Annotated in this window: 20 protein-coding genes; 16 read left to right on the top strand and 4 right to left on the bottom strand. The window is 34.0% G+C overall.

The genetic code is table 11. From position 1 onward, the window contains the following. The first annotated feature begins 383 nt into the window (after positions 1-383). The 5 genes from MPR_RS18960 to MPR_RS14125 all read left to right on the top strand — a co-directional run bounded on the left by MPR_RS18960 (position 384) and on the right by MPR_RS14125 (position 4,399). A complete protein-coding gene (locus tag MPR_RS18960) occupies positions 384-890 on the top strand; it encodes a Na/Pi cotransporter family protein (protein ID WP_235280455.1) in 507 nt (168 codons plus the stop codon). Further along, positions 890-1,678: a hypothetical protein gene (locus MPR_RS14140; protein WP_041893604.1), complete on the top strand. Its 789-nt coding sequence runs from the start codon at positions 890-892 to the stop codon at positions 1,676-1,678. The genes MPR_RS18960 and MPR_RS14140 overlap by 1 nt, the downstream gene beginning before the upstream one ends. Before the next feature lie 73 nt (positions 1,679-1,751). Next, positions 1,752-2,543 (top strand): hypothetical protein, encoded by a 792-nt coding sequence (locus MPR_RS14135; protein WP_041893601.1) that lies wholly within the window; start codon positions 1,752-1,754, stop codon positions 2,541-2,543. After that, entirely contained in the window at positions 2,543-3,301 is a 759-nt protein-coding gene (locus MPR_RS14130) for a hypothetical protein (protein ID WP_041893599.1), read from the top strand. The genes MPR_RS14135 and MPR_RS14130 overlap by 1 nt, the downstream gene beginning before the upstream one ends. A gap of 9 nt (positions 3,302-3,310) precedes the next feature. Next, on the top strand, positions 3,311-4,399 hold the full coding sequence (locus MPR_RS14125) for a toxic anion resistance protein (RefSeq protein ID WP_041893596.1): 1,089 nt from the start codon (positions 3,311-3,313) through the stop codon (positions 4,397-4,399). A gap of 77 nt (positions 4,400-4,476) precedes the next feature. Here MPR_RS14125 and pepT read toward each other — a convergent pair whose 3' ends face one another. Beyond that, positions 4,477-5,721 carry a peptidase T gene (gene pepT, locus MPR_RS14120; RefSeq protein ID WP_041893593.1) on the bottom strand — a complete coding sequence of 415 codons (1,245 nt, stop codon included), beginning with the start codon at positions 5,719-5,721 and terminating at the stop codon, positions 4,477-4,479. 838 nt (positions 5,722-6,559) lie between these two features. Here pepT and MPR_RS14115 point away from each other — a divergent pair. The 3 genes from MPR_RS14115 (at position 6,560) to MPR_RS14105 (ending at position 9,077) form a co-directional block, all read left to right on the top strand. Then, positions 6,560-7,387, top strand: a complete 828-nt coding sequence (locus MPR_RS14115; protein ID WP_041893590.1) for an alpha/beta hydrolase — start codon at positions 6,560-6,562, stop codon at positions 7,385-7,387. 104 nt (positions 7,388-7,491) lie between these two features. Further along, complete coding sequence (locus MPR_RS14110; RefSeq protein WP_006258790.1) at positions 7,492-8,061, top strand: pseudouridine synthase; 570 nt, start codon at positions 7,492-7,494, stop codon at positions 8,059-8,061. Between the two features lie 11 nt (positions 8,062-8,072). Continuing rightward, on the top strand, positions 8,073-9,077 hold the full coding sequence (locus MPR_RS14105) for a cation diffusion facilitator family transporter (protein ID WP_006258789.1): 1,005 nt from the start codon (positions 8,073-8,075) through the stop codon (positions 9,075-9,077). Here the strand turns inward: MPR_RS14105 and MPR_RS14100 are convergent. Then, a complete protein-coding gene (locus MPR_RS14100) occupies positions 9,061-9,846 on the bottom strand; it encodes an ABC transporter ATP-binding protein (RefSeq protein WP_041893587.1) in 786 nt (261 codons plus the stop codon). The genes MPR_RS14105 and MPR_RS14100 overlap by 17 nt on opposite strands. A gap of 248 nt (positions 9,847-10,094) precedes the next feature. Here MPR_RS14100 and MPR_RS14095 point away from each other — a divergent pair, with 248 nt between their 5' ends. The 5 genes from MPR_RS14095 (at position 10,095) to MPR_RS14075 (ending at position 19,254) form a co-directional block, all read left to right on the top strand. Beyond that, positions 10,095-13,262 carry a SusC/RagA family TonB-linked outer membrane protein gene (locus MPR_RS14095; RefSeq protein WP_041893585.1) on the top strand — a complete coding sequence of 1,056 codons (3,168 nt, stop codon included), beginning with the start codon at positions 10,095-10,097 and terminating at the stop codon, positions 13,260-13,262. Between the two features lie 11 nt (positions 13,263-13,273). Beyond that, complete coding sequence (locus tag MPR_RS14090; protein WP_041893582.1) at positions 13,274-14,746, top strand: SusD/RagB family nutrient-binding outer membrane lipoprotein; 1,473 nt, start codon at positions 13,274-13,276, stop codon at positions 14,744-14,746. Between the two features lie 5 nt (positions 14,747-14,751). After that, positions 14,752-17,217: a phosphocholine-specific phospholipase C gene (locus tag MPR_RS14085; RefSeq protein WP_041893581.1), complete on the top strand. Its 2,466-nt coding sequence runs from the start codon at positions 14,752-14,754 to the stop codon at positions 17,215-17,217. Positions 17,218-17,418: 201 nt separating this feature from the next. Beyond that, positions 17,419-18,270 (top strand): transketolase, encoded by an 852-nt coding sequence (locus MPR_RS14080; protein ID WP_041893579.1) that lies wholly within the window; start codon positions 17,419-17,421, stop codon positions 18,268-18,270. 21 nt (positions 18,271-18,291) lie between these two features. Further along, a complete protein-coding gene (locus MPR_RS14075) occupies positions 18,292-19,254 on the top strand; it encodes a transketolase family protein (protein ID WP_041893577.1) in 963 nt (320 codons plus the stop codon). 135 nt (positions 19,255-19,389) lie between these two features. Here the strand turns inward: MPR_RS14075 and MPR_RS14070 are convergent, their stop codons facing one another. Further along, positions 19,390-20,568: an EF-hand domain-containing protein gene (locus MPR_RS14070; protein WP_041893575.1), complete on the bottom strand. Its 1,179-nt coding sequence runs from the start codon at positions 20,566-20,568 to the stop codon at positions 19,390-19,392. An 80-nt stretch (positions 20,569-20,648) separates the two neighbouring features. Here MPR_RS14070 and MPR_RS14065 point away from each other — a divergent pair, with 80 nt between their 5' ends. The 3 genes from MPR_RS14065 to MPR_RS14055 are packed head-to-tail and all read left to right on the top strand — an operon-like array spanning position 20,649 to position 22,156. Further along, entirely contained in the window at positions 20,649-21,089 is a 441-nt protein-coding gene (locus MPR_RS14065) for an RNA-binding S4 domain-containing protein (protein ID WP_041893571.1), read from the top strand. Beyond that, positions 21,082-21,666, top strand: coding sequence for a class I SAM-dependent methyltransferase (locus MPR_RS14060; RefSeq protein ID WP_041893567.1), 585 nt, complete (start codon positions 21,082-21,084; stop codon positions 21,664-21,666). The genes MPR_RS14065 and MPR_RS14060 overlap by 8 nt, the downstream gene beginning before the upstream one ends. Further along, a complete protein-coding gene (locus tag MPR_RS14055; protein WP_041893563.1) occupies positions 21,659-22,156 on the top strand; it encodes a phosphoribosyltransferase family protein in 498 nt (165 codons plus the stop codon). The genes MPR_RS14060 and MPR_RS14055 overlap by 8 nt, the downstream gene beginning before the upstream one ends. On the opposite strand, the gene MPR_RS14050 is transcribed toward MPR_RS14055, so the two are convergent. Beyond that, positions 22,153-22,671, bottom strand: a complete 519-nt coding sequence (locus MPR_RS14050; RefSeq protein ID WP_041893561.1) for a shikimate kinase — start codon at positions 22,669-22,671, stop codon at positions 22,153-22,155. The genes MPR_RS14055 and MPR_RS14050 overlap by 4 nt on opposite strands. Positions 22,672-22,695: the final 24 nt, after the last annotated feature.

Genomic DNA, 22,695 nt, shown 5'->3' with positions numbered 1-22,695 from the left:
TTTTATGGTATTTGAGAAGTTTTTAAGTTGTTGTGCTTTTTGTTTAAATAAGTGTTAATTTTGAATTGTTAATATTTGTTTAAATAATCTTATTAATGGGTAGATATACTGATAGAAATCGTCTTTGGGAAATATTCCAATCTTTCCTGTTATTTTTAGGGATAGTTATTATAACCTATTTTTCATTTGGATTCTTTGGTCCTTTAGTTATTCTCTTGTTTTCTAAAAGAGTGAAATTTCCTAAGTGGACAAATCAATCTTTATTTGTGTTTGGCGTCCAATATTTGTTGTTTATTGTTTGTTTATTTTGGCTTATTAGAAGTCAAAATGAGGACTTTATTTATGTGTTGATTTTTATTTGTGTCTATTTGTATGTAATCTTTATGTCTTGCCATTTACGTGAGTATTTAGAGCGATTAGATTTAGCTAATTATATGAAATTAGAGAATAATGTTTCTTATAGTTATAGAGAAATTAAAGACTATTTTATGTCTTTAAATGAACTGGAAGATAATGAGAGAATGAGATTTATTAAGATGATAACTCTTTATAAAGAACAAATCAATAACTCAGCTATGGTTAGAGATTTAGAAGAGTTAGTAAGATTAGTCGATTACATTATAGAGAAAGATAGAGAAAGAAGTGATCTCTTTTTCTTAAAGCATTCTTCTTCTTTAGAAAGTATCCTTAAGCAATATGTCGAAATTCAGAATATTGGCTTTACTGATCCTGAAATGGACAGGTTAGCTAATAAGTTAGCTAATGTTATTTCTCTTTCGAGAAAGGCATTCGAGAATGAACTCATTAATATGTTTGATAACGAAGTATTATCTATGACTAGTGAGGCAGATTTTTATAAGAATTATTTACAATCTAAAGGTTTAATATAATGGGATGGTTTACTGTAAAATCTAATGGTTGGGAAGCAAAGAAAGGGTGGGGTATTATACTTAGTGTTATATGTCCTGTATTGACAATATTTAGTCTTGTTCATATGGCTATAGTCGCTAAGATGACTAGAGTAAAACGCGGAGTAGTGAGTATCCTATTATTTGGAACTATACTCTTACTGTACACATTATTATTACATATTTTTAATATTAAGGGTAGTAGTAACTTTTGGTTATTTGATTTAATAGGAGTGACTATGATGCTTAGTCTTATATTTTATCCTAGTATACTAATGGCAGCTAATATTCGTGAGTTTATGCAGAGACTACATCTTAGTGAGCTATTTGAGTTAGAGTGGAAGGAGTATGATTATCATAAAATAATTCAAGAACACAGAATGCGTAATATTAATACAATCAGTGACTTTATCTGTGAACTAGAGTATTGGGATACTTTAATAGTAGACGAAGTAGTATCTATGCAAGTACAGGAGCTAGTAACCTTAATGAAGAAGATAGATGAATTAAAAGAAGGTAAGACTCTGTTATTTTTAGAACGTCACTCATTCTCACTAAGTAATCTATTAAAACAGTTTCACCAAGTAGAACTAAGTAAATTAATGAATCCAAAAATCGTTGAAATAAAGAAAAAACTAGAAGACACTTTATTCATTGCTATTAAAGCGATAAGACAGGAGGTAGTTAATGAAATTAAACAACAGAATTTAACTGCTGAAATAGATGCAGACCTATATGTAGAAACTCTACGTAGAGATGGTTTGTTATAAAGTATTGGAATATTTAATACTTTTAGTCTTAGAATATTTTAATATCTTTAAAATATATATTAAACGAATATAAATGGGGTGGTTTACTAACCGAAATAAGACTTGGGAAATAAGGGAAGGGCTTGTACTATTAGGTACTGTAGGTATTATTAGCTTTTTAAGTTTAGGAGTTCTTACCCCTTTAGTGGTGATGATATTTGGCTATCAAGTAAAGATTACGCGTTGGATTAAGACCTCTTTCTTGATTTCACTTGTTTACTTATTAGTTTTGTTGATTGCTTTATTTGTTTATTTAGCAGGAGAAAGCCCCGTTTCATTGTTAACGTTGAACTATATAAGCTTTTATATTTATGTAGTGTATTTGGCTTTATATCTACCCGAGTATTTGCAGAGGTTAGATTTAAAAAACTATATTAAGTTAGAAAAGAATAGAGAATATAACTACTACATAATAATGGAGCAGCTAGTAGATGTACAGTCTTCTAAGTCGTTGAAAGAGTCTTTTATGAGCAATTTAAGGGCATTTAGAAGACAGATATCTAATCCTAGTATAGTTTATGAGATTGATGAGATTCTTCGCTTAATAGACGTTATAGTGCTAAAAGAATCTGCTAATACTGATTTGTTATTAGAGCGTCATGTGTCTACTATAGAGAATGCTTTAATCCAGTATATAGAGTTGAATAATAGCTATCATATAAATAATGAAGTAAAGCAATCTATATCTAAGTTAGAAAACTTAGTAAAGTATGCACGAATTGCATTAGAGAACGAGCTATCTAAGATCATAGAGACTCAAGTTCTAACAGTAGATGGAGAAGCTTCAGTTTATTTATCAGTATTAAAAGGAAAAGGATTGTTATAATGGGATGGTTTACACATCAATCTAAAAATTGGGAGTTAAAAGTAGGGTGGCTTAGTTATTTAGCTATTCTCTTTCCTTTTGTACTACCTCCATTGGCTATGCTTTATATGGGAGTGGTAGGTAAGATTAAGAATTTAGTTATTGCTAGTATATTATGGAGTGGTTTCTATGTAGGAGGTTATTTTCTGTATCTCTTTTATAAGGACTCTGGTAGATTAGACATTTTGTTGTTTGCTATTCTTTTGAGTGGTGCATTGGTTATCGCTATGTATTTAAAAGAATTCTTGAGGAGAGTGCATCTTAAGTCTATTATTAAAATAAGATGGAATACTGATTATGACTATTTAGACTTTATGCGCAGAAAGAAAATATCAGAAGTATTGTCTGTTAGTGATTTTATAGATCATTTAGTAACTTGGCAACAAGAGATAAAACAACAAGAAGTAAGAGGGAGTATAGCTAGCATGATTCAGTTGACTAAATCTATTACTAAAGATAATAAGCATATCAGCGAATTGTTTATTGAACGACACGCTTACTCTATAGAAAATATGTTACAACAGTATCATCAGATAGAATTATCAAAATTAGATAATGATATTATTCGATTAGCTGAAAGTAAAATAAGAACAACCCTTCTTAGTGTTATTAACGCATTCGAAAATGAACTAAGTAATAAAACGAGATATAACCATTTAACCATAGATGTAGATTCTGAAGTCTATATCCAAGATCTAAAAAACAGAGGTTTATTATAAAAAGAAGTTATGGAAAAAGATATTCAACAAATGCGTGATGAGAACGTATTAGCACCTTCAGTGAATGTAGAGTTCACGCCACAAGAACTAAAACAAATCGAATCATATAAGAAAAGTATTGACTTAAGTAATACGACTCAGGTGATACAGTATGGAGCTAATAGTCAGTTAAAAGCAAGTACTTTTGCTACCGAAATATTAAAACAAGTACAGACGAAGGATTTAGGAGAAACTTCTAGTGTATTAGTCAATTTAAAAGAAGAAGTGAAGTCTTTTGAAGGCATTGCGAATAAGAAAAGCTTATTCCCAATGTTTGATTCATTTAAGAAGAAGATAGCGCGTCTTCAGACTCAGTATAGTAAAGTAGAAACTAATATCAATGCTATAGAACTTCAATTAGAACGTCATTATAAGATCATGATGAAAGATGTAGCGATGTTCGATAAATTATTTGAAGAGAATAAGAATTATTTTAATGAGTTGTCCTTATATATAGCAGCAGGTGATGAGAAACTAAAAGAATTAAACACAGTAGAATTACCACAATTAAAAGCTGAAGCGGAGAAGGATAACGATCCTGCGAAGATACAAGAGTATAAAGATTTAGAACAACAAGTAATTCGATTTGACCGAAAGGTACATGATTTAAAGTTGACTAGAATGGTTGTTCTTCAGTCTTCTCCACAGATCAGAATGGTACAGAACAATAGCTTGATGCTAATGGAGAAGTTACAATCAAGTATTGTAAACACTATTCCGTTATGGAAGAATCAGATGGTCTTGACTCTTGGTATAGCTCGTTCACAGCAGGCACTAGGAGCACAACGTGCCGTGACAGATGCGACTAACGAATTATTGAGTCGCAATAGTGAGTTGCTTAGAGATTCTACCGTTCAGATTGCTCAAGAGACAGAGAGAGGTATCGTAGATATAGAGACTATTCGCAAGGTTAACTCTGATATTATTAACACTATTGATGACATAGTACGAATTCAAGAAGAAGGAAAAGAAAAGAGACGTGCTGTAGAAGTGGAGTTAAGAGAACAAGAGAATGAATTAAAGAAACATTTGCTAGGAAATAGTGATGCTGTAAAGTAGTATAAAATGTTATAAATGATAGATATAAAAAAAGGAGATTCTGATGAATCTCCTTTTTTTATATAGTCAAATAAGAATTATTTTCCTTTAGCAGCAGTAAGCTCAGCGATCTTAACGATTACTTGTGTTGCTTTAACGATGCTTTCTACTGGTACATACTCATATTTTCCATGGAAGTTATGCCCTCCAGCGAAGATATTAGGACATGGTAATCCCATATAAGAAAGTTGAGAACCATCAGTACCACCACGAATAGCTTTGATTAATGGTTTGATATCTAATTGTTTCATAGCTTCCTCAGCGATATCTACGATATGCATCACAGGCTCTACTTTCTCACGCATATTGAAGTATTGGTCACCGATTTCGCAGTTAACGATAGGTCCACCAAATTTCTTAGCATGTTTTTTATTAAACTTATCTGCTAATTTAGCAACAAGCTTTTTGCGTTTCTCATACTTCTTAAGGTTGTGATCACGGATGATTAGCTCTACCACAGATTCTTCTATACTACCTGTTACAGTATGTACGTGGAAGAATCCTTCATAACCTGTTGTTTTTTGAGGAACTTCGTCTTTAGGTAATTTAGACATAAACTTGTTTGCTAATAAGATAGAGTTAACCATCTTCCCTTTAGCATATCCAGGGTGAACACTCTTACCATTAAAAGTAAGTTTAGCATACCCAGCATTGAAGTTTTCGTATTCTAATTCACCGATTTGGCTACCATCCATAGTATACGCCCACTCAGCACCGAATTTTTTAACGTCAAATAAATGAGCACCTCTTCCGATTTCTTCATCAGGTGTAAATCCGATACGGATTTTACCATGTTTGATTTCTGGGTGTTGGATTAGATATTCCATAGCAGATACGATCTCTGTAATCCCTGCTTTATCATCAGCTCCTAATAAAGTTGTACCATCAGTAGTGATGATTGTTTGTCCTTTATATTGAAGAAGGTCTTTAAAGTAAGACGGAGATAAGACAACGTTTAACTCTTCGTTTAATACGATATCTCCACCATCATAGTTTTCTACGATTTGAGGTTTAACATTAGCACCACTAAAGTCAGGAGAAGTATCGAAGTGTGCGATAAACCCGATAGTAGGTACTTCGTGATCTACATTACTAGGTAATGTAGCCATGATGTAAGCGTTCTCATCGATAGTTACGTCTTCTAGACCTATTTGTTTTAACTCTTCAACTAATTTGTTAGCTAAATCCCATTGTTTCTCAGTACTTGGACAAGTATTTGAAGATGAATCAGATTCAGTATCAACAGTTACATAACTGATGAAACGGTCAATGATATGTTGCATAATGTATAATATTTTAGTGTAACAAAAATAATAATTAAAAGTTGATTAGAAGGATTATCACTAGGGTATTATTAAAAAGATAAACTAGAGGAAGTAAAAGAGTTTGTCTTTAAAGGATTTACGGACATTGTATTAAACCCCTCCTTTTTGAATTTGTTCATTGAAATTGATATACGGTCCTTTTTATTTGCTGGTTGATCTGTATTCTAGACGAATTGATGTTTTTTATTGTGGATGATTTAGGTTATTGATTACTAAAGATAGTAGCAGTTTTTTAAGTATATATCTGTGATTGTTGTAAATCTATCAAGGAGGGACGGGTATTTTATATCATGCAATATAATACCAAGTGAGTGGAGAATACGAGGAATATAAAAGGAGGTTTGTTGGACAAAAGCGCCTCTAGCTCCACTAAACTCGACTTATTGTCCATGTATTGTCGAAGGATCTGGCTGTAAAGCCCGTATTTGTTGGGTTTATAACTAGGTTTAAATTTGTTGTAAATTGATTAAATGAGGTTAATTTGTTGTTTATTAGTGTTTTATGTTTTTTGGATAAATAAAAAAAGAAGGTATTTTTTTAAATAATGAGCTTATAAAAGGACTAAAAGGAGTCAATTAGGAAAAAAAAGTAGTAAATTTTCTGAAATAGAAGCTTTTTGAACTCTCTTTTATCCTAAATAACAAAAAAATAAATGCTTCTTTTTTGGAATATCTGTACTATTGAAATTTAGAAGAAGGAAAAAGAGGTTGGGAACTTATTGTTAGAAAGTAAGTTTAATGGCGTTAGACTATTGTAAAATTGTATATTTGAGTGAAGAAACAAAATAAGAGTTGAGATGAGAATTGTTCTATCTATATTTTTAGTATTAATCAGTTATATGTCTTGGGCAGTAGAGCCGTTGAAGGAGTATGTGGATCATCCTGCTAATTCGACAGTGAATTTTGAAGCCTTAGAGATTGTAACGAAGGATGATTATAAATTGAAATCTTGGATTTGTTTTCCGCCTAAGGATAAGGACTTAAAGAAAGTATTGGTATTAGCCTATGGCGATGCAGGTAATATGTCTTATTATGTAAGACAAGTCTTAGAAGTAGCGAAGCATGGGTATACTGTCGTGATGTTTGACTATAGAGGATATGGAGAGAGTCAGGCATTCGATATGATAGAGACACAGCTGTATTACGACGAATTCGTCACAGACTTAAAAGCAGTAGTAGAGTATAGTCAGAAGAGATTTGAACAGCCTGTTGGTGTTTGGGCTCTTTCGATGGGTACGATAGCCAGTACACTATTATATACAGATTTGAAGTATGATTTCTTGATAGCAGAAGGGTTTGTATCTAGTCCGCAGGATATCATTAGTAAGCTAAAACAGTTTTTAGAGAAAGAATACACATTGCCTACTAGCGCTACACATTATGAGTTAGCGTTGAGTAAGCTGACCTTACCGGTCTTATATTTTGCAGGAGATAGAGATGGACTGACGTCTCCTAATGATAGTTATAGAGCTAAGTTTCTGAATGCTAAGAGTGAAGTCGTATTGTATAAAGGAGCTCATCTTCAGGGATTTCAGGCATTGTCTGATACCACGCATGGAGAGCGATATATTAAGGCTATAGATACCTTTATGACTAATATGAATGCTGTAGTAGAAAGTAAGTAAGGGAGATAGCATATTAGCATTAAATTATAATCAAATCCTAATAATCATACTCTATTTAATAACTAACTTTGTCCGCAGAATAAATCCCCATAGAGACATTAATAATGGAATCTACACATAGACATTTTTTGTTATATAAACCACACGGTTATATCAGCCAATTCATATACGAGAAGAAGAGAACGAAGCATAAGTTAGGAGAGTTGTATGATTTTCCTGAAGGGACTATGGCTATCGGTAGATTAGATGAGAACTCTGAGGGATTGTTGTTTTTGACTACAGACGGTATGACTAGTGAGCGCGTAAGAGGAGCACATTATGAAAAGGAGTATTATGCGCAGGTAGATGGTGTTATATCAGAAGAGGCTGTAGAACAAATGAGAAATGGAGTGCTTATCGGGGTAAAAGGAGAGAAATACTTGACTAAGCCTTGTGTAGCAGAACGATTAGAACAATTACCAGAGTGGGTAGGAGTAGGCAGACGAATTAGAGATGAGAGACATGGCCCTACGAGTTGGGTACGTATAGTCTTAACGGAAGGTAAGTTTAGACAAGTAAGAAAGATGACAGCTCATGTAGGACATGCGACACTAAGATTAGTGCGTGTGCGTATCGGAGAGATATCATTAGAGGGGATGCAAGTAGGAGAAGTAAAAGAAGTAGATCAATTATAATCTAAGCCAGTATGAATACTAAAGCAAAAGAGAATTATCAATTTCAGAAGATAGTAGCCATAGTAGGAGTATTATTATTTGTTATTAAAATACTTGCTTGGTCTTTAACGCATTCAGTAGCTATATTGACAGATGCCTTAGAAAGTGTTATTAATGTGATTAGTGGCTTTGTAGGACTATATAGTTTATATTTATCAGCATTACCTCGAGATAGAAATCACCCTTATGGGCATGGTAAGGTTGAGTTTATCTCAGCCACTGTAGAAGGGGGAATGATTATTCTAGCAGGGCTAGTGATTATCTTTGAAGCAGTACGTAATCTCTTACACCCACAACCTGTAGGACAACTAGATTACGGAATTATCCTTGTAGCGATAACAGCAGTAGTAAACTATATTCTAGGTTGGTACGCTATTAAAAAAGGAAAAACGAATAAGTCACTTGCTTTAGTAGCGAGTGGTAGACATCTTCAGTCAGACACCTATTCTACGATAGGTATTATTATCGGTTTGATCTTACTTTATTTTACAGGATATGGATGGTTAGATAGTGGTGTTGCATTATTATTTGCCGGAATCATTATTGTCACAGGATACAAGATTGTGCGTGGTGCGATATCAGGTATAATGGACGAAACGGATGAACTTTTATTAAAAGAAGTTGTCGAGTATCTACAAGAACACCGCAGAGCCAACTGGATAGATCTTCATAATCTACGTATTATTAAGTATGGAGCAGTATTACACTTTGACTGTCATATGACCATACCATGGTATTTTAATATTGTCGAAGGACATAAAGAGGTAGAACAATTAGAACAGGAAATAATCGAGAAGTTTGGAGCAGATATGGAGTTATTTGTTCATATGGATGATTGTAAGCCCTTCTCATGCGTAATCTGTAAAGTGGAGAATTGTGCTTATCGTCAGGCCGAATTTGAACATCAGATAGAATGGACGATAGAGAATATCTCTAAGAATAAGAGACATAATAGCTCAACTACTCCGCAAGGATAAAACGCTTTTGTGTTCTATCGAAGCTAAGGTTTTCATCTTCGAAGAAGTTGTCGAAGACCCCTTGTTCTATTAGTGTATCGGTTTGCCCTTGTATATTAGAATCTTTTTTGAGTACAATGATATCATCACTAAAAGCAATAGCTAAATCCATATCATGACATGAGAATAGGATAGCTTTCTGTTCTTCATGGGCTAACTTTCGCAGTAGTTTAAACAGGGCTACTTTATGATGTAAGTCTAAGTGATTAGTAGGTTCGTCTAAGATAATGATAGGCGTATCCTGAGCTATGGCTCTAGCGATGAGTACACGTTGTAACTGGCCATCACTGAGTTGGTTCATATTTCTATCGACTAGCTCTTGTATATCTGTTAGTTCTATAGCTCTATTTACTAGTGTATAGTCCTTGTCAGTTAAGGTACTGTAATGATTTAGATAAGGAGTTCTTCCTATCTGTATTAATTCTCTTACTGTTAGTTCAGAGACAGGTATTTTCTCTGTTAGTACTATACTGATGATAGTCGCTAATTTAGAGTTGCTGTAAGTGTGTAGTTCTTCTCCTAGTAATTGTATTTTTCCACTTATGATCTGTTGGTTAGAAGACAGTGTTCTTAATAAAGTGGATTTCCCTATTCCATTAATTCCTAAAAGAGAAGTCAGTGTACCTGGCTTTAATTCAATATTAAGCTGCTGTTGAACAATTTTATATTGTCCTTTCTTTAGCGGATACCCTATACTCAGCTCTTGTGTTTTTAAAATAGGTGTGTTCATGTACTATACTTACGTGATAATAAAGACTAAATGTAGTTAAATGAACTGTATTATGAAAATAATATGTTTAGACATACTCTTGAGGTTAAGATAGAGTAACGTTTTTTATGATATTGTTTCTTTATGGTTAAGTGATTATTTCAATACTATCATTTTGAAAATGAGAATATAGTGATTAGTTAGTATTGTGTTAATATTTAGATAAAATGGCTAGTCTAGATTTGAGTACATAATAATAACACGATCAAATGAAACAAAAACTACTTTTTGGAATTATTGTCCAATTCTTTTGTATAACCCTTACTTATGCTCAAGAAAAGCGTACACTTCAAGGAAGTGTAGTGGATGAATCAGGTGTTTCTCTACCTGGCGCACCTGTTTATATCAAAAATAAAACAGACGGAACTAGTACTGATTTAGATGGTACTTTTAAGATAGAAGTATTAGACACAGATGTACTCGTATTTTCATTCATCGGATATAATAATAAAGAGGTACCTGTAGGTGTGCAACAGAGTATAAAGGTGGCTCTAGACCCAGAAGGCTCTTCTTTAGACGAGGTTATTATTACTGCTTTAGGTATCAGTAAAGCTGAAAAAAAAGTAGGATATTCTACACAAAAAGTAGATGTAGCTAGAACTCAAGAAGTAGCTACACCTAATATGGGAAGTTTATTATCAGGACAGGTTTCAGGATTACAGGTATCTAATGCACCAGGACTATTACAAGGACCTAAGTTTTCTCTTAGGGGAAAAACTCCTTTAGTTATCGTAGATAATATCCCTGTAGATACAGATTTTTATGATATAGCACCAGAAGATATAGCGGATATTAATGTACTGAAGGGAACAAGTGCTTCTGCTCTATATGGATCTCGTGGACGTAATGGGGCTATTCTTATTACGACTAAAGGAGCTAAAAAAGAAGGACTAGAAGTGACACTGACACAGAATACGATGATAAGTGCAGGATTTACAGTATATCCAAAAACACAAAAGGAGTATGGTAACGGATCAGATGGTAAATATGAGTTCTGGGATGGAAAAGATGGTGGTATCAGTGATGGGGATATGAACTGGGGACCTAAGTTTGCACCAGGTGTAAAAATTGCTCAGTGGAATAGCCCTATTCGCGATAAGCAAACGGGACAAGTCATTAACTGGTATGGAAACGTTGAAGGAACAATGTACAATGATAAGTCTAGATATGAGCGTGTGCCTATAGCATGGGAATATCACGATAACTTAAAAGAATTCCTAGAGACAGGAGTGAACTCAAGAACAAGCTTTTCTGTTGCTAATAGAGGAGAGAAAACATCTTATCGACTAGGAGGAGAGTTTAACTATAATAAAGATCGCGTACCGAATACGAGTTTATATAGAGGGAACCTTTCTTTTAAATCAACAACTCAATTAACAGAGAAGCTAGCATTAGATGCTAAACTTACTTATGCTAATATTTATTCTCCTAATATTCCTAATTATGACTATAATCCGAGTGGGCATATGTATACTGTCCTAATATGGATGGGATCAGATGTGAATGGGAGAGACTTAAAGAATAATCTATGGGTACCAGGTATGGAAGGATATCGTCAAGCGAACTGGAACTATGCATGGTATAATAACCCTTGGTTTGGGGTTGAAAATTTTAAGAGGATTTGGAATAAAGATATTGTGACAGGTCAGATGGCGCTAAGATATGATGCTACGGATGACCTGAAGTTTCAAGGAAGAGCTTCTGTAGTCTCTTCAAGCAATAAAGAAGAGTTACAGAGTCCTAAATCTTACTTTAATTATAGTGCTAGTAGAGAAGGTGGTTTTAGTATCAATAATATTAAAAACTTAAAACTAGAATATGATTTCTTAGCAATGTATACGAAGGATCTGACAGACTTTATGAGTATAGATGTCAATGCTGGGGCAGCTTCTAGATATAGTCAGTACAACAGAAGTTATTCTGCAGCAGATGGGCTAACTGTACCAGGTGTATATAATCTAGGGAACTCTACAGGTCCTGTGACAGCTGAGAATCGTCTAGAAAAGAAAGCTGTAAATAGTGTGTACGGTACTGTAGAGCTAGATTTCTTTAATGCGTTCTTCTTTACATTTGCAGCTAGAAATGACTGGTCATCAAGTTTGATAAAAGAGAATAGATCTTATTTCTACCCTTCTACTTCTTTGAGTGTATTATTATCTAATCTGATAGAAATGCCAAAACAAGTAGATTATTTAAAACTATATACTTCATGGGCTCAGGTATCAAGTGACTTAGACCCTTACCAATTACAATCAGCTTATTCTCCAGTAACGCCTTCATTTAATGGTAATCCTATGGTATCATATCCTAACTCTATATTAGATTTAAGTCTTCTACCAGAGAAATCTAAATCTTTTGAACTAGGATTGTCATCTGCTTTCTTTAATAAGCGACTAAACTTTGATTTGACTTATTATAGAGTATTGGATTCTAACTTCTTAATAAAATTCCCAGTATCAGAGGCTTCAGGTTTTGATAATATGTTGCTTAACGGAAATGAGTATACAACTAAAGGATGGGAACTTAGTCTATCAGGAGCCGTGATTAAAAAAGATGATTTTCAATGGAACTCTACTGTAAACTGGAGTACGAGAGAACGAAGAATTACAAAGATACATGGAGGTGCTGCTAAATACGGAAATTTAAAACTGAATGATAGAGCAGATTCATATTACGATATAGAATGGATGAAGGCACCTGATGGACAAGTAATCTTAGATGCTAAAACAGGAATGCCAACAGGGAATAAGCAAGCTACTAAACTAGGAAACTTCGATCCTAAATGGACTTTAGGATGGAACAATAACTTTAAGTATAAAAAGTGGAATGTAAATATCGGAATAGATGGAATATGGGGAGGAGTTACTCGTTCTCAAGTAGTAGAAAAAATGTGGTGGGGTGGAAAGCATCCTAAATCAACTCAATACAGAGATCAGGAGTATGCTACAGGTAAACCTGTTTTTGTACCTGAAGGAGTTAATATAATTTCAGGAGAATTAATTACAGATGTAAATGGCAATGTAATATCTGATACACGTCAGTTCCAAAAACATACAGGAGCTGTAAGTTGGCAAAGTTGGGCACAGAATTATCCTTATCGTGCTCGAGTAACAGAGAAAGAGAATAAACTATTTGCAAACGTATTTGACCGAACTTATTTTAAACTAAGAACATTGGCTATCTCTTATGACTTTACAGAGATGATTAAATCTAAGAAGATTACTCAGTTATCTGCTTCCTTAACAGGGTATAACTTATTGATATGGAAAAAATCAAAAGGACTTTATTCTGATCCAGATTACGAAATCACTACTTCTAATGATATTCAAGATCCGTCAACTAGATGGGTAGGTTTAGGAGTGAATATTAAATTTTAATACTGATACAAATGAAAAAATATATAAAAATAGCGGCATTAGCTCTAGTAGTTATATCAATGGGGAGTTGTCAAGATTTAGATAAATTAAGCGAAGACCCTAACCGAGTAAAAGAGGCGGATCCTTATTTGATATTACCTAAAGTAAGTAAGTCTGCTTTTGCATTAAATGGAATTAGTAAAGAGTATGCTTCTAGAATGATTATTCAGACGGATGGAGAGAATACTAGTCAATACTTTAAGTGGAATAGTTCTAGTTTTTCAGCGTATCAGGAGTTGTTACAAGTACAAAAGATGATGGATGAAGCGAAGCGTACTAATAAAGAAGAATATATAGCAGTAGGTCATTTTCTTAAAGCTAGGTTCTTTTATGAATTAGCGATTACCTTCGGTGATGTACCTTACTCAGAAGCCTTATTAGGAGAGAAGAAAGTCCCTTTTCCGAAGTATGATAAACAAGAGGATGTTTTTGTAGGGGTTTTAAAAGAATTAGAATTAGCTGCTTCTATGATTCAAAACAAGCCATCTATCAAAGGAGATATAATCTATGGAGGAAATACTGATAAATGGAAAAAGCTAATAAACTCATATCAACTAAAGGTGTTGATGAGTTTGTCTAAGAAAAAAACAGTTGGTACTATCCAAGTAGCAGAACAATTTGCTAAAATATATAACGCAGGAAACCTATTAGAAAGTAATGCAGATAGTGGACAGCTTATGTATTTCGATCAAGCAGGTAGTCGTTATCCTCAATTTAATTCAAGTTCTTATGGATCAAGTATGTATATGTCAGGAACATTTATTAATTTACTACAAGATTTAAAAGATCCTAGGTTATTTTCTTTTGCACAACAAACGTCAACAGCATTAGAAAATGGTTTGCCTATTACAGATTTTAGTGGATATAATGGAGGGGATCCTACAGTGCCTTATGCAGAGAATGAAAAGTTAGTGCAAACCAAGAATATTTCTAAGATCAAAAACCGTTATTATTTAGATCCTACTAACGAGCCTACTTCTATATTGAGCTATTCAGAGTTGCAATTTATACTAGCTGAGGCAGCAGCTCGCAATTGGATAGGAGGAAGTGCAGCAGATTTTTATAATAAAGCGATAGAGGCAAACTTTAATTTCTATGGTACGTATGCAAAGGGAATGGCGAATTATTATACAAAAGATGCCTTTAGCAATTATATAAATCAGCCTAAGGTAAAGTATCAAATAGGAAGTCTGAATGTACAATTAAAACAGATTCTGACACAGAAGTATATTACTATGTTTCATCAATCGAATTGGACAATTTATTACGACCATTTGCGTACAGGATATCCAGAGTTTAAAATACAAGAAGGAATAACACCTCCTACAAGATGGATTTATCCACAAACAGAGTACAATAGAAATCAGGCTAAATTACAAGAAGCATTAAATAGCCAATTCGGTGGAGCTGATAATATTCGCGGTATCACTTGGTGGTTAAAATAAGATATATGAGTACAACAAGAAGAGATTTTATAAAGAAGTCCGCTTTATTTTCAAGCGGACTCTTTTTCGCAGAGGCTATGCCAGCATCTATTCAGAGAGCATTTGATATCAAAGCTCCTGAAGGATCTACATTCTTAGATGCAGAACATATTGTTTTCTTAATGCAAGAGAATAGATCTTTTGACCATTGTTTTGGAACTTTAAAAGGGGTAAGGGGATTTAATGATCCTAGAGCTATGAGACTTAAAGATGGTCTGCCTGTCTGGTTTCAGTCAGATATTCATAAAAATATTTATGGCCCTTTTAGACTTGATATAGAGAATACTAAGGTGACTTGGATGGGAGGCTTACCACATAGTTGGAAGGATATGGTAGAGGCTCGTAACGAAGGTAAAATGGATAATTGGTTGATAGCTAAACGACCAGGAAATGCTGAGTATAAGGATTTACCTCTGACTATGGGATATTTCTCACGGGCAGATATTCCCTTTTATTATGCTCTAGCAGATGCCTTTACAGTATGTGATCAGCACTTCTGTTCTTCTCTGACAGGTACTAGTGCTAATCGTTCTTATTTTTGGGCTGGTGCTATCCGCGAGAAACCAAGAGATCCCAACTCTATAGCTCATGTGGATAATGGGCAGATAAACTATAAAGATGTCAGTTGGACTACTTATCCAGAACGATTAGAAAAAGCGAATGTGTCGTGGAAAGTATATCAGAATGAATTAAGTATTCCTGTTGGGTTTGATTGGCATGCAGAGAGTTGGTTGGCGAATTTCACGGATAATAATCTAGAGTTCTATAAGCAATATAATGTGCGTTTTCACAAGGCTCATTATGACTATATGGTATTAAAGTTGGAGAGACTAAAGGGAAGCTTGAGTGACAAGACTCTCGCTAAAGATAAAATACAAGAAGTAAAAGGTAAGATACAACAACTAGAAAAAGATATTGATCTATACTCTCCTTCTAAATTTGAAGCATTAAGTGAATTTGATAAAGCTATTCACAAGAAAGCATTTACTACTAACACAAGTGATCCAGATTATCATAAGCTGGAGCAGATGACCTATATGGAGAAAGGCGTGGAGAAAACAATGGAGGTGCCTAAGGGAGATATTTTTTATCAGTTCAGAAAGGATGTAGATGAAAATAAGTTGCCTATGGTAAGTTGGTTAGTTGCACCGTGTAATTTTTCTGATCATCCTTCAGCGCCTTGGTTTGGGGCGTGGTACTTATCAGAAGCGATAGATATTCTAACGAAGAACCCAGAGGTGTGGAAGAAGACTATATTTGTGTTGACATACGATGAGAATGATGGTTATTTTGATCATATTGCTCCTTTTGTACCCCCACTGACGACAGATAAAACGATGGGAAAAGTGGCTAAGGGAATGGATACACAAGATGAGTGGGTCACTAAAGAACAAGAAAGAGTAAGAACAGGTAAACCTGATAGTCAATTAGCTAGTCCGATAGGATTAGGGTATAGAGTGCCTATGATTATAGCCTCGCCTTGGACTAGAGGAGGTTGGGTAAACTCAGAGGTGTTAGACTTGACCTCTACGATACAGTTCTTAGAATATTTTATCGAAAAAAAGACTGGTAAACAAGTTATCGAAGAGAATATATCTAGCTGGAGAAGAGAGGTGTGTGGTAATATGACGAGTGTATTCCAATCTGAACGTGACCTAAGAGAGGTAAACTTAGATTTCGTAGATCGCAATGATTATATCGCTAGAATCATGAATGCGAAAGAGAAGAAAGTACCTGGAGACTTTAATGCGTTTACAAAAAAAGAAGTGTTAGGAAGTAAGCATTGGACACTATTATCCAAATTTCCTAAACAAGAAGAAGGAATAAAGAAAGCATGTGCTTTACCTTATAACCTGAATGCAAATGTGAAATTGGCAGGAAGTAAAACGCAGTTACAGATGGATTTCACGGTTGAGTCTAATCAGTTAAAGAATAAGGTCTATGCTGCTCCTGTACAAGTATATGATATGTTAGGAGTTAGCCCGTCAAGAGGCATTTGGGACTTTGCGGTTAGAGATAATGAGCCTATGGATTATTACTGGAAGGTAGAAGATGGAGACAAGTATCACTATAATGTACATGGACCTAATGGATTCTTTAGAAGCTTTAAGGGAAGTAAGAGTAATTTAGATATTTATGTTGAGGTTTTTTTACACACAGATTTAAGTATTGCTGTAAAATTAAAAAATAATGGCGTGGATACTGTAAATGTTGCTTTAGACAATAGTTTATATCTGAAAAAGGCAATGATTATAGAGTTGCCTCCTAATAAAGAAGAGTTACTAAAATGGGATTATACTGGATCAAATGGTTGGTATGATTTAATGATAAGTTGTAAAGAAGATAAAGAGTGGAAGCAACATTATGCTGGTCATATTGAAAATGGTCAATCAAGTATAACGGATCCATTGATGGCAAGTCTGTCTAAATAACAGCAAGCTATATGAGATAGAAGAGGAGACTGATAAGGTCTCCTTTTTTTGTTTTTAGTAGAAATGATATTTAGCCTCAGTAAAGAGTTTTATAAGAAGACTTCTTGTAGTAAAGTTTTATGAACTATTTAGTGTTTTAAAAAGACAGTGATTACCGTAAAATAATCTTATATTTGTGTGTAAATATTTATTGAAAAAATAATGAAACCAAACACACAACAATTAACAGAGTTAACTACTCAAGTAAGAAGAGATATTCTTAGAATGGTACATGCTGTAAGTTCTGGACACCCAGGAGGATCTTTAGGATGTGCAGAGTTTTTAGTGACTTTGTATCAAAAGTTAATGGATAGAAAAGAAGGGTTTAATATGGACGGAACAGAGGAGGATATCTTCTTCTTATCTAATGGACATATTTCACCAGTATTTTATAGCGTATTGTCACGTAGTGGATATTTTCCAGTAAGTGAATTAGCTACTTTCAGAAAAATCAATACGCGTTTACAAGGACATCCATGTACTCATGATAGATTACCAGGAGTGCGTATGGCGTCAGGTTCATTAGGACAAGGTCTTTCAGTAGCAGTAGGAGCAGCTCAAGCTAAAAAATTAAATAAGGATAATCACCTTGTTTACGTTTTAATGGGAGATGGTGAGCTACAAGAAGGACAAAACTGGGAGGCTATTATGTATGCATCTGCTAAGAAGGTGGATAATGTAATCGCTACTGTAGATTTAAACGGAAAACAAATCGATGGGCCAACTGATGATGTATTAAATTTAGGTTCTATGAAAGCTAAGTTTGAAGCATTTGATTGGGAGGTTATAGAGATAGAGAAAGGAAACGATATTGATTCAATCGTGGCTGGATATGAATTAGCAAAAACTAAAACAGGTAAAGGAAAACCTGTATGTGTATTACTAAAAACAGAAATGGGTAATGGAGTAGACTTCATGATGAATACACATGCATGGCATGGTAAAGCTCCTAGTGATGCACAATTAGAAGAAGCTTTAAAACAAAATCCAGAAACATCATTCGGAGATTATTAATCCACTTAAATTGAATCAAAAATGAAAAAATATACAAATACAGGAAGTAAAGATACACGTTCAGGATTCGGTGCAGGACTTACTGAATTAGGACAAAAGAATGAGAATGTAGTAGCATTATGTGCTGACTTAATCGGTTCGTTAAAAATGGATGATTTTAAAAAGAATCACCCAGAGCGTTTCTTCCAAGTAGGAATTGCTGAAGCGAATATGATCGGACTAGCTGCAGGTATGACTATCGGAGGTAAAATTCCTTTTACAGGAACTTTTGCTAACTTCTCTACAGGACGTGTTTATGATCAAATTCGTCAGTCTGTTGCATACTCTGAGAAGAATGTGAAGATATGTGCTTCTCACGCTGGATTAACACTAGGTGAAGATGGTGCTACTCACCAAATCTTAGAAGATATCGGATTAATGAAGATGTTGCCTAATATGACTGTAATCAATACATGTGATTACAACCAAACTAAAGCAGCTACTTTAGCTATTGCTGAGTATGATGGACCTGTTTATTTAAGATTTGGACGTCCAGTAGTGCCTAACTTTATGCCTGCTGATGAGAAATTCGTTATTGGTAAAGCTGTAATGTTAAACGAAGGTACAGATGTGACTATCGTAGCTACAGGTCACTTAGTATGGGAAGCTTTAATCGCTGCTGAAGAGTTAGAAGCAAAAGGAATCTCTGCTGAGGTAATCAATATTCATACTATCAAACCTCTAGATGAAGAGGCTATCTTAAAATCAGTAGCAAAAACAGGATGTGTAGTTACTGCTGAAGAGCACAACTTCTTAGGAGGTCTAGGAGAAAGTGTATCTAGAGTATTAGCTTTAAATAATCCATTACCACAAGAATTCGTAGCTGTACAAGATACTTTCGGTGAATCTGGTACTCCAGAGCAATTAATGGAGAAATATGGTTTAAACGCTGCAGCTATCGTTGAGAAAGCACAGTTAGTAATCAATCGTAAATTCAAAAGATAATTAAGAGTATATCTAATATATAAAAACCTGCTTGAGCAATCGAGCAGGTTTTTTTTTGTATAGTAGTATAATGATTGGAGTAGGACAAAAAAAGAGGTAGAATCAATCTACCTCTTCTGTATATAATCTTATTTATTATTTTTTAGTAGGCCAAATTACCTCACCATCTTTTTGATCTGGGAAACATGCTCTGTCTAGGTATCTAAATACATTAGAACAAGTTTTTAGAATAGGATCATAGTATTGGTAATATGCTTTTTTGTTGTTTTTGTCTTTATACTGTAATTCAGTTTTAGTAAGTACACCATCACCATCATCGTCATCGTCTAAGAAGTTAGGTACACCGTCACCATCTGTATCAAAGTCAAAGTAATCTTTAATTGTTAATTTAAGTGCACGTATCTCATCATCTGTAAGTGCTCTTCCTAGTTCTGATGATTTTTCGATTACTTGTTTCGCTTCATATTTTGAAAGGATACCGTCACCATCGTGATCACGTTCTCTTTTCGCTATAAGCGTCATATCGATGATATGTGGTTGATATGCCTTCAGCTTAGATCCGTATCCAGCATTGAAGTACCCTACACCTGATGGAACAAAAGCAATAATTCTACCTGCTGATCCTTTTTCATAAGTAGGGATACCATTCTCTCCAAGAGCTGTAGTAGGAGCTGTTTTTACTTTTGTTAACAGTTGTCTTTCTGCTGTCTTTAGCTGAGCTGGTATAAGACCATAGTTCCCTTGTGACATAAGAGCGAACTCCTGTAATGTGATAGGAAAAGAATAATAACCACCTATATTTCCGTTATTGTCAAAAGATTCATTCTTTAAAGAATAAGATTTAGTCTTTACAAATACAGAATCTATAGTAGAGATATAATCACCTTTTCCTTCTTGTTTGTTTCCATCAGCATCAGGAACAATAAAATAAGCTATAGTATATTCTAATTCGTCTTTAGGTTTAGAAAACTTTAAAGAAGTAGTACCATTAGGGTTTCTAACAGCTTCGTATTCGTAGTTATCAGATGTAATGATTTGACGCTCTATTTTGATTCTTTTATCATCTTTAAGAGGTACTACATTAGGATTAGGTTTATTAGGATTACTAATACTATCAAAACGAATATTATCTCCCTCAATAATCAAATAGTTTTTAGCTAAGAACTCTTCTATTTGCTTTGCATTTTCATCACGAACTTCTTTACGGTCTCTTAGGTTTACAACTTGATTTCCACCATTACCGTCATCTTTATTACAATTGGCAGCTGTTAGTCCTAGAAAAGCAAGACCTAAAACTGTAAATAATCTATTCATTTTTTGACTTATTTTAGTAGTGCAAGATACAATTTTACTTTATTTTTGTGTACTTTGTTAGAGAAATTTAATACGAAATTATGCGAATTGATAAATATTTATGGTGTATTAGATACTATAAAACTAGAAATATAGCAACGGAAGCTTGTAAAAAGGGGCATATCACGGTGAATGGACAAGCGGCTAAAGCCTCTAGAGAAGTATTCCCTACGGATAAAATCACATTGAGAAAAGATCAAATAACTTATAAACTTACAGTATTAGATATACCTGCTAATAGAGTAGGAGCTAAACTAGTAGATATTTATCGCAAGGATGAGACTCCTGCAGAGGCATTTGAGCACTTAGAGTTGTTAAAGTTATCCAAGGATTATTATAGAGCTAAAGGAACTGGACGTCCGACTAAAAAGGATAGAAGAGATATAGATGATTTTCACGACTATGAAGACGATGATATTATAGAAGGAGAAGAGAATGTAGGAAGAGAGAATTCTTTTAAAGATAGTGAAGAGAATGTTTGATAAAGAGTTTTGGGAAAAAAAGTATGTCAGTAATGAGGCTCAATGGAATGCAGGAAGCATCACTACGCCTATTCAGGAATATATAGATCAATTGACAAAGAAAGATTTAGCTATTTTAGTACCAGGTATAGGCCATGGGCATGAGTTGATGTATTTATATGAAAATGATTTTACTAATATTAGAGGATTAGACTTTACTATTGTAGGAGCATTAGAAGCTTATGGCTTGATGAATAACTTTCCTTATGGAGATGTGATTTTAGAAGATTTCTTTGAACATGAGGGACAATATGATCTTATTATAGAACAAACGTTCTTCTGTTCGTTGCCTATCGATAAAAGAAATGATTATGTAGATAAGATGTATGATTTATTAAAACCAGGAGGAAAGCTAGTAGGTCTATTATTTGATTGTTATTTTAATCAAGATACCCCTCCTTTCGGTGGAAATAAGCAAGAGTACTTAGATTTGTTTAGTAACAAGTTTGAGATTAATGTATTAGAAACAGCACATAACTCAATTAAGCCTAGAGCGGGTAGAGAGTTATTTTTTATAATTAATAAACAACATGACTAAAAAAATTATTTTAACTAAGGAGCAAATCAAGTTTACTACTAAACGTATAGCTTATCAGATCTATGAGACATATATAGATGAGGATGAAATAGTGATCGCTGGTATAGCGAATAGTGGATATACTTTTGCTCAAAAGATTAGTGAGGCGTTGCAAGAAATATCTCCTATAAAGGTAACCCTTTGTGAAGTGCGTATCGATAAGCAAAACCCTATTAATCCAATAGAGACTTCATTAGAGAGTACAGCGTATACAGATAAGAGTGTAGTGCTAGTAGATGATGTGTTAAATTCAGGGGCAACATTAATATATGCAGTAAAGCATTTCTTAGATGTACCATTAAAGAAATTAAAAACGGCGGTACTAGTAGACCGTAACCATAAAAAATATCCCGTTAAAGCAGACTTTAAAGGGATATCATTATCTACATCACTATTAGAGCATATTCAGGTTGTCTTTGATGGAGACGAAGAGTATGCTTATTTAAGCTAATTAATATGCTTAAGGATGTCTTGAGTTACTTGCTCAGGAGTTTTATCATCTATAGATATAATAGTTTTAGCTTGATGGTAGAAATAACTACGATCAAATAAATGCTTAGCAATGAAAATTTCAAGAGTATCGTCTGAATTCTGATTAAGAAGAGGGCGATGCTCTTTTTCTTTTTCTAGACGATCTGCTAGTGTTTTAATAGAACCTTTTAAATAGAATGATGAGATATCCTCTCTCTGTAGAGTTAAATGATTATTAGCATAGCATGGTGTTCCTCCACCTAAGCTAAGAATAAAGTTATCTTGAGTATCTATTATTTCATGTAATAATAGGTGTTCTTGCTTCCTAAAATAGATTTCTCCTTTCGTTTCAAACAGGGTTGAAATCGACATTTGATGTTTTTTCTCTATTTCGTTGTCTAAATCTATAAAGTTTAGTTCTAGTTGTTCTGCTAGTATTTTACCAATAGTTGATTTACCAGAGCCCATATAGCCTAAAAGAATAATTTTTTTCATAAAAACAAGGGGTTGTTTATTAGA

Origin of the sequence: Myroides profundi (genome assembly GCF_000833025.1) — a bacterium.
Lineage (GTDB): Bacteria > Bacteroidota > Bacteroidia > Flavobacteriales > Flavobacteriaceae > Flavobacterium > Flavobacterium profundi_A.
The sequence above is the reverse complement of the archived record's forward strand: the minus strand, read 5'-3'. Positions and strand labels throughout refer to the sequence as shown.